The sequence below is a fragment of the Nonomuraea sp. NPDC049486 genome (assembly GCF_040676925.1).
GTDB classification, from domain to species: Bacteria; Actinomycetota; Actinomycetes; order Streptosporangiales; family Streptosporangiaceae; genus Nonomuraea; species Nonomuraea ferruginea.
In genome coordinates this window covers 766,921-775,484 of record NZ_JBFAPV010000004.1, presented here as the reverse complement: position 1 = coordinate 775,484, position 8,564 = coordinate 766,921, and the positions used below count along the sequence as shown (strand labels likewise).

Annotated in this window: 5 protein-coding genes; 3 read left to right on the top strand and 2 right to left on the bottom strand. The window is 70.3% G+C overall.

Annotation, left to right across the window (positions count from 1 at the left end):
* Window positions 1-288: 288 nt before the first annotated feature.
* Together AB0K05_RS16145 and mgrA are read left to right on the top strand one after the other, a co-directional pair.
* Window positions 289-2,340, top strand: a complete 2,052-nt coding sequence (locus AB0K05_RS16145) for a S9 family peptidase (protein ID WP_148035155.1) — start codon at window positions 289-291, stop codon at window positions 2,338-2,340.
* Window positions 2,337-3,335 carry an L-glyceraldehyde 3-phosphate reductase gene (gene mgrA / locus AB0K05_RS16140; protein WP_364229775.1) on the top strand — a complete coding sequence of 333 codons (999 nt, stop codon included), beginning with the start codon at window positions 2,337-2,339 and terminating at the stop codon, window positions 3,333-3,335. The genes AB0K05_RS16145 and mgrA overlap by 4 nt, the downstream gene beginning before the upstream one ends.
* On the opposite strand, the gene AB0K05_RS16135 is transcribed toward mgrA, so the two are convergent.
* Window positions 3,304-5,736 (bottom strand): lysylphosphatidylglycerol synthase transmembrane domain-containing protein, encoded by a 2,433-nt coding sequence (locus tag AB0K05_RS16135; RefSeq protein ID WP_364229773.1) that lies wholly within the window; start codon window positions 5,734-5,736, stop codon window positions 3,304-3,306. The genes mgrA and AB0K05_RS16135 overlap by 32 nt on opposite strands.
* 117 nt (window positions 5,737-5,853) lie before the next feature.
* Between AB0K05_RS16135 and AB0K05_RS16130 the strand changes: the two genes are divergently transcribed.
* Window positions 5,854-7,866, top strand: a complete 2,013-nt coding sequence (locus AB0K05_RS16130) for a molybdopterin oxidoreductase family protein (RefSeq protein ID WP_364229771.1) — start codon at window positions 5,854-5,856, stop codon at window positions 7,864-7,866.
* On the opposite strand, the gene AB0K05_RS16125 is transcribed toward AB0K05_RS16130, so the two are convergent.
* Window positions 7,844-8,515 (bottom strand): hypothetical protein, encoded by a 672-nt coding sequence (locus tag AB0K05_RS16125; protein WP_364229769.1) that lies wholly within the window; start codon window positions 8,513-8,515, stop codon window positions 7,844-7,846. The two genes, AB0K05_RS16130 and AB0K05_RS16125, sit on opposite strands and share 23 nt — an antisense overlap.
* Between the last annotated feature and the right edge of the window lie 49 nt (window positions 8,516-8,564).

Sequence of the window (8,564 nt, the reverse complement as noted above, 5' to 3'; positions counted from 1 at the left end):
CCAACCAAAAAGGAATCCGTCACAGAAATACATGACGGGGTTGTGCATCATGCACTGGCTTTTAACACACTGTTGAGTTCTCAAGAAACGGACGCTTGCGGGCGTTTCGCTTCGTCTTTATCTTCGCACCCCCTCGAATCCGTGTCAAATTGACTCGAATCCTTAAAGGTGGAGGAATGTCGCCGGACGCGCCGACTCCATAAGATTAGCAGCGCCTCCGAGTGCTCACGCCACGTTCACCCGCCACGTAGGCCACGAATCGATCACGGCCGACCATAGACTCCCCACGTGAGCAGCTACACGCCGCCCGTGGCGAAGAAGATCCCGGCTGAACGCGTCCATCACGGCGACACCGTGATCGACGAGTACGCGTGGCTGGCCGGCAAAGACGACCCCGACACGATCTCCTACCTGGAGGCGGAGAACGCCTACCTGGAGCAGGAGACCTCTCATCTGACGGAGCTGCGCGAGCGAATATTCCAGGAGATCAAGGGCCGCACCCAGGAGACCGACCTGTCGGTGCCGAGCCGCAAGGGCGCGTGGTGGTACTTCACCCGCACCGAGGAGGGCAAGCAGTACGCCGTGTCGTGCCGGGTGCCCGCCGACAGCGAGACGCCTCCGGACATCACCGTCGGCGAGCGCCTGGACCACGAGCAGACCCTCCTCGACGGCAACGAGCTGGCCGGCGACAGCCCGTTCTTCTCCATGGGCACCAGCGCCGTCTCCCCCGACGGCACGATGCTCGCCTACTCGACCGACTTCACCGGCGACGAGCGGTTCACGCTCCGGTTCAAGGACCTGCGGACCGGTGAGCTGTTGCCCGACGAGATCGAGGGCATCTTCTACGGCGGCGCCTGGTCGGCCGACGGCTCGACGTTCTTCTACACCCGCGTCGACGACGCCTGGCGGCCGTTCCAGGTCTACCGCCACACCCTGGGCACCGGCGAGGACACCCTCGTCTACCAGGAGGACGACGAGCGGTTCTGGGTCGGCATCGCGCTGACGCGCAGCGAGCGCTACCTCGTGCTCGGCGCGGGCAGCAAGATCACCAGTGAGGTGCGCCTCCTCGACGCGGCGACGCCGTCCGGCGAGTTCCAGCTCGTGCGACCCAGGAAGACCGGCGTCGAGTACGGCGTCGACCACGCGGGCGGCTTCTTCTACGTGCTGCACAACGAGAACGCGCGCGACTTCGAGCTGGCCACCGCGCCGCTCGACGACCCCGGCGAGTGGACCCCGCTGGTCCCGCACCGCGACGACACCCGCCTGCTGGAGATCGACGCGTTCGCCGGGCACGCCGTGCTGCACTTCCGCCGTGACGGGCTGACCGGGCTCCGCGTGCTGCCGCACAACGGCGAGCCCCCGTACGAGATCGAGTTTCCCGAGCCGCTGTACGACGTCGGGCCGGCCGGCAACCCCGAGTTCGTGACGAACCGGCTCAGGCTGGCCTATACCAGCATGGTGACGCCCGCCAGCGTCTACGACTACGACCTGGCCACCCGCGAGCTGATCCTGTTGAAGCGGCGGCCGGTGCTGGGCGGTTACGACCCGGACGACTACGAGCAGTTCCGCGACTGGGCGACGGCCGAGGACGGCACCGAGGTGCCGGTCTCGATCGTCAAGCGCAAGGACAGCACGCTCCCGGCGCCGACGGTGCTCTACGGGTACGGCAGCTATGAGACGTCCATCGACCCGGCGTTCTCGGTACCCAGGCTGTCGCTGCTCGACCGGGGGTTCGTGTTCGCGGTCGCGCACGTGCGCGGCGGCGGTGAGATGGGCCGCCGCTGGTACGAGGACGGCAAGCTCACCAGGAAGCGGAACACGTTCACCGACTTCGTGGCCGTGGCCCGGCACGTCAAGCAGGCCGGGTGGAGCTCGAAGGTGATCGCGCGCGGCGGGTCGGCGGGCGGGCTGCTCATGGGCGCGGCGGTGAACCTGGCGCCGGAGGAGTTCGCGGGCGTGGTGGCCGAGGTGCCGTTCGTGGACGCGCTCAACACCATCCTGGATCCGTCGCTGCCGCTCACCGTGATCGAGTGGGACGAGTGGGGCGATCCGCTGCACGATCCGGAGGTGTACGCCTATATGAAGGGGTACACGCCGTACGAGAACGTCGACGGCAGGACGTACCCGCCTATCCTCGCGATCACCAGCCTGAACGACACCCGCGTGCTGTACCACGAGCCGGCCAAGTGGATCGCGCGGCTGCGTGAGACGGCCGCGGGCGGGCCGTTCCTGCTCAAGACGGAGATGGGCGCCGGCCACGGCGGGCGCAGCGGGCGCTACGACGCCTGGCGGGAAGAGGCGTTCGCGCTCTCCTGGATAGTGGAGAGGGGCACGGCATGACCTATCTGGCCGATCCGGGGCGCTACGAGCGGCAGCCGTACAACCGGAGCGGGCGCAGCGGGCTCAGGCTGCCGGCGGTGTCGCTGGGGCTCTGGCACAACTTCGGCGACGACCGCCCGTTGTCGAACTCGCGGGCGATCCTGCGCCGCGCGTTCGACCTGGGCGTCACGCACTTCGACCTGGCCAACAACTACGGGGTGCCGTACGGGTCGGCGGAGCGGAACTTCGGCGCGATCTTCCGGCGGGACTTCAGGCCGTACCGGGACGAGCTGATCATCTCGACCAAGGCCGGCTACGACATGTGGCCCGGCCCGTACGGCGAGTGGGGGTCGCGCAAGTACCTGCTGGCCAGCCTGGACCAGTCGCTGGAGCGGATGGGCCTGGAGTACGTCGACATCTTCTACAGCCACCGGCCGGATCCCGACACGCCGCTGGAGGAGACGATGGGGGCGCTGGACCGGGCGGTGCGCTCGGGCAAGGCGCTGTACGCGGGCATCTCCAACTATCCGGCGGAGCGGACGGCGCAGGCCGCGAGGATCATGCGGGAGCTGGGCACGCCGCTGCTCATCCACCAGCCGTCCTACTCGATGATCAACCGGTGGATCGAGGACGGGCTGCTGGACGTGCTGGAGGAGGCGGGCATGGGGTGCATCGTGTACTCGCCGCTGGCGCAGGGCCTGCTGACCGACCGCTATCTGCAGGGCGTGCCGGCGGACTCGCGGGCGGCCACCAGCCGGTTCCTCAGCCCTGACCGGATCGACGCGGAGCTGACCCGTTCGCTGAACGAGCTGGCCGGTGAGCGGGGCCAGACGCTGGCCCAGATGGCGCTGTCGTGGACGCTCAGGGACCCGCGGGTGACGAGTGTGCTGATCGGCGCGAGCAGCGTGCGTCAGCTGGAGGACAACGTGGCGTGCGTGGAGGGCCCGGTGTTCACGGAGGACGAGCTGAAGGCGATCGACGCGATCACAGCGCCTCGTGCCGCTGAAGGTAGGTGAACGCCGCCCAGCCGGGGAGCACCGGCAGCCAGAACGTGAGCAGCCGGTAGAGCAGCACGGCCGAGGTCGCCAGCTCCGCGGGCACCCCGGCCACGGTCAGGCCCGCCGTGAGCGACAGCTCGACCGCGCCCAGGCCACCAGGCGTGGGCGCGGCCGAGCCGATGGCGTTGGCCGTGAGGTAGACGACCGCCACGGTGGTGAAGCCGATCTCCCAGTTGAAGGCGTGCACGCACGCGTACAGGCAGAGCACGAACGTGAGCGTGATCATGAGGGTGCCGATCGAGCCCTCGATCAGCTTGCGCGGCGACTGGAGCACGTCCAGCAGCCGGGGCAGCACGTTGGAGAACAGCTGCTTCATCCGCCGGGTCACCAGGCGGCGCAGCGGCGGCACCCCCAGCAGCACCACGACCAGCAGGGCGACCGCCAGCAGCGCCACGACCAGGCCGCGTGACGGGGTGAAGGTGCTGGCGGTGTTGGAGCCGGTGATGTAGGCGAACAGCAGCAGCAGCCCGATGTGGAAGGCCAGCATGACGAGCTGCGAGGCGCCCACGCTGGCCACCGCGAGGGCCGGCGCGATCCCGCGCTTCTGCAGGTAGCGGGTGTTGATGGCGACGCCGCCGACGGCGGCGGGCGCGACGAGCTTCACGAACGAGGCCGCGAACTGCACGAGCGTGGTCCGCCACAGCGGCAGGGAGTAGGGCACGAAGCCCCTGAGCATGACCGCGGCGGCCACGAAGCTGACGAACGAGGCGACCAGTGCCAGCACCGACCAGGCCCAGTTGGCCTGGACGACCACCTGCACCAGGTTGACCTGGCTGAGCTGGGAGAGCAGGAAGTAGGCGGCGAGCGTGCTGGCGATGATGGTGACCAGGGTGCGCGGCCGGAATCTCTCCAGCCGCATCTCCTCGACCTTGACCTCGGGTTCGAGTGCGACGATCTGCTCGCGGATGACGCCGAGGAGGTTCTTGTCCTTGGCCAGGGCCGAGCGGGTCTCGCGGGTCAGCGCGATGCGCTGGAGCAGCGGCATGGCCGCGGCGAGCGACTCCGTCCCCATGACCGCGTTCGCCGCGCGCACCGACCGCTCGGCGCCGACGCGCAGCGACAGGTAGACCAGGAGCTGGGCGATGTCGAGCCGGAGCAGCAGGTCACCGGCCGCGATCTCGCCGCTGCGGGCGTCGGTGAGCACGACCCGGCCGGCCTTGTCGAGGTGGATGCCCTCGCCGGTGAGCCGCCGGTGGGCGAGGCGCTGGATCTGCAGCAGGGACACCTGCTCCCAGATCTGGTGGAGGATGTCGTCGTCGATCTCCTCGGTGGGCACCTCGTCGAGCGGGCGGGTGTCGATGTGCTCGTAGGCGAGCAGCGCCGCTTCGGTGCCGATCTCGCTGGTGCCGAGCAGCCTGGGCGTGCTGGCTCCCGCCGCCTGCGCGGCGTACGCCATCAGGGCCTCCCGTTCGAGCTCGGCGCGGAGCGAGCGGATGGCTCTTCGCCTGGTCTCGGTGCTGAGCCGGAAGCGCCGCCACAGCCGGTACGGCAGGCCCGCCACCTGGCGGTCGCGGTCGAGCACGGTGACGTCGATCCGGGCGCCGTCGGCGAGCCCGACGGAGTAGCGGCGGCTGCCCTGGTGGTCGTCCTCGATGCGGCGGGCCGACACCGGCGCGAACGACAGCTTGCGCAGGGCCGCCACCACCGCGTTCCCCGGCGGCCTGGTGTTGGGGCTGCCGATCCCGTACAGGGTGGCGTAGCCGATGGCCATGCCGACCAGGACGGTGACGATGGCGCCCGGCAGGGTGATCTGCCTGCCGGAGTAGAGGGCGAGGATGTAGAGCGCGATCACCGTCCACATGAGCGCGCGCCAGGTCGGCCGGCGGGAGACGCGCACCGCGGTGGTGTAGGCGAGGACGGACGTGAGCAGCGTGTTGAGCGGCTCGATGCTGCGGCCGCCGGTGAGCAGCTGGCTGAGGTCGTCGGCGTTGCCCGCGAGGAGCCACTGGCCCGTCAGGAACGCGCCGACCATGCCGATGATGGCGGCGATCAGCCCTTCGGCGACGCGCAGGCCGTCGCGGTGGAAGACGCGCTCCACGGCGAAGGCGACGGGCACGATGAGCACCGCGGCGCCGCCGATGAACGTGGCGATCCGGCTGAGCAGCGGGACGAGGGTGGTGCCCTCCGTGACGTCCCGTTCCAGTCCGTACAGGGTCTGCTTGGCGACGAGGGCCAGCAGGATCACGGCGCCGAGCGCGGCCAGGGTGGCCAGCAGGCGCAGCAGGTCGGAGGGGCGGCGCAGGCGCTGCGGCAGGAGCGGCTCGACGACGTACACGTCAGGCTCGGCGCGCGCTCCGGCGGCGGACGGGCTCCTCTCGGGAGATCCCTCCGCGTCCTCGTGTTCATTGATTTCGGCCACCGACAGCGATTCTGCACCTTCCTCGCGGGACCGTACGTTCTTGCGGCCTTAGTGTCCCGAATCGTCACCTGGGATCGGGCATCGGGTACCCGACCTCTTGCCCGTAGTCTGTCTCTTATGCCAGGTGAATTGAGGGTTCTGGGGGCCTGTCCGCTCGATTGTCCTGACACCTGCTCCTGGGTGGTCACCGTGCGTGACGGTCAGGCCGTCTCGATGCGCGGCAATCCCGATCATCCTTACACCCGCGGCGCGCTGTGCGTGAAGGTCAACCGTTATCTGGAACACTCCAGGGCTGCCGACCGCATCCTTTACCCGATGCGGCGGGTCGGACCCAAGGGGTCGGGCCGGTTCGAGCGCATCAGCTGGGACGAGGCGCTCGAGGAGATCTCCGTACGGCTGCGCGGCATCGTCGAGGAGCACGGCGGCCAGGCGATCTGGCCCTACCTCGGCACCGGGTCGCTCGGTTACCTCCAGGGCTGCGAGGGCGTGGCGGGGCGGCGATTCTGGAACATGCTGGGCGCGTCCCGTCACTGGCTGAACATCTGCTCGACCGCCGGCAACTCCGGGCTGACGCTGACCAATGGCACCCCCGGCGGCATGGACCCGGAGAACTTCGCGCAGGCGAAGCTGATCCTGCTGTGGGGCACGAACCCGCTCACCAGCGGCCACCACCTGTGGAAGTTCATCCAGGACGCGCGCGCGGACGGCGCCCACGTCGTGGCCATCGACCCGATCCGCACCCGCACGGCCGACCAGGCGGACGAGCACCTGGCGATCCGGCCCGGCACGGACGCGGCGCTCGCGCTCGGCCTGCTCAACGTGGTGCTGGCCGAGGGCGCCCAGGACGAGGAGTTCCTGACCGCGCACACCGAGGGCTGGGAGAGCTTCCGGGAGGAGATCCTGGAGTATCCGGTCGAGCGGGTGGCGGAGATCACCGGCATCCCGGCCGAGGCGGTCCACAGGCTGGGGACGAGGCTGGCGCGCACCCGCCCCACCGCCATCCGCGCCACCATGGGCATCCAGCGGCACGCGGGCGGCGGCACCGCCCTGCGCACGATCGCCGCGATCCCCGGCGTGACCGGCGACTGGCGCCACCCCGGCGGCGGGGTGGCCTACTCGACCAGCGGCCACGCGCACCTCTCCATCGACACCCGTGACGACCTGCTGCCCGGCCCGGTGCGCACGCTCACCATGACCCGGCTGGGCTCGGAGCTGGCCAAGCCGGACTCGGTCAAGTGCCTGTGGGTGTACGCGGCCAACCCGGCGGGCTCGACCTCCGACGGCAACGCCGTGCGGGCGGGCCTGGCCCGCGAGGACCTGTTCACGGTGGTGGTGGAGCAGTTCCCGACCGACACCGTGGACTACGCCGACATCGTCCTGCCCGCCACCATGCAGACCGAGCACTTCGACCTGCACGCCGGCTACGGCCACCTCTACCTGCTGTGGAACGAGCCCGCGGCGAGCCCGCCCGGCGAGTGCCTGTCCACCACCGAGACGTTCCGGCGGCTGGCCGCGCACATGGGGATGACCGAGCCGTCGCTGTTCGACTCGGACCTGGAGCTGGCCGAGGACCTGCTGTCGAGCGGCCACCCGTCGCTGGAGGGCATCACGGTCGACCGGCTGCGCAAGGAGGGCTGGGTGCGGATGAACTACCCCGAGCCCTTCACCCCGTTCGCCGAGGGCTTCCCGACCAGGTCCGGCCGGATGCGCTTCCCGCCGCGCGGCAAGGCGTACGTCCCGTCGCGGTCCTCCCGGACCGACGGCGGGCTGGTGCTGATCACCCCGGCGCCGCACACCTTCCTGAACACCACGTTCGCGAACAACCCGGAGCTGCTGCGGCGGGCCAAGGACCCGGTGGTGCTGGTGCATCCGGCCGACGCGGCGGCCCGCGGGCTGTCGGACGGGCAGCGGGTACGGGTGCGCAACGCCTTCGGCGAGTTCCTGGCCGACGTGGAGGTCAGCGACCGGGTGGCGCCCGGCGTGGTGGCCTCGCCCAAGGGGCGCTGGCCCAAGCTCAGCCCCGGCGGCGCGAACGCGAACGCGGTGGTCGAGGAGCGCGACGCCGACCTGGGCAGGGGCGCGGTCTACCACGACAACCGGGTGGAGCTCATCCCTTGTGCCGGTCCATGAACGCGACGATCCGGTCGATGACCTCGCCGCCGTAGGAGCCGCGGAACAGCTCTGAGGCGTGCACGCTCTCGCCCCGGATGACATGGATCTGCCGGTCGGGGGCGCGGGTGGCGGCGTCATGGGCCGCCTGGAGGTCGTCGGCGCCGCCGTAGCCGTCGTTCTCGGTGCCGATCTGGAGCAACGGCACGGTGAGCTCGGCCGCGTCCTCGGCGTCGATGGCGCCGGACAGGGCGATCACCCCGGCCGCGCGCTCGCCGAACTTCGTCGCGGCGGGGACGGCGGTGGTGGCGCCGATGGAGCCGCCGGCGAAGAACACCCGCTCGGCGCCCTTCTTGGCCAGCCTGCGTGCCATCGCCAGCGCGGTGTCCTCGGGGCTGGCGTCGAACTTCCTGGCGTAGAGCAGCACGCGGTAGCCGGCGGCGACCAGCCGGTCGGAGAGCGGGCGCCAGGTGCACACGTTGCCGTTGTTCTCGTAGGAGATGACCACGCCGGTCTCGCCGTCGCCCGTGATGACGCCCGGCAGGCCGTCCCCGTACGTGAAGATCTCGCCATCGTCGCGGGTGTAGCAGCCGCTCACGTTCGGCCCCTTGGCCTTGGTCTTCGTGGGCGTGGGGGTGGGCGTGGGCGTGGTGGGCGTCGGAGAGGCCATGGGCGGACTCGGCGCCGGCTGTGCGGCGCGGTCCGTGCCCCCGCAAGCG

Bases quoted from the DNA above. Each gene is read 5' to 3' on its own strand.
- AB0K05_RS16130 (WP_364229771.1), top strand. From the start codon at position 5,854: ATGCCAGGTGAATTGAGGGTTCTGGGGGCCTGTCCGCTCGATTGTCCT.
- AB0K05_RS16125 (WP_364229769.1), bottom strand. From the start codon at position 8,515: ATGGCCTCTCCGACGCCCACCACGCCCACGCCCACCCCCACGCCCACG.
- mgrA (WP_364229775.1), top strand. From the start codon at position 2,337: ATGACCTATCTGGCCGATCCGGGGCGCTACGAGCGGCAGCCGTACAAC.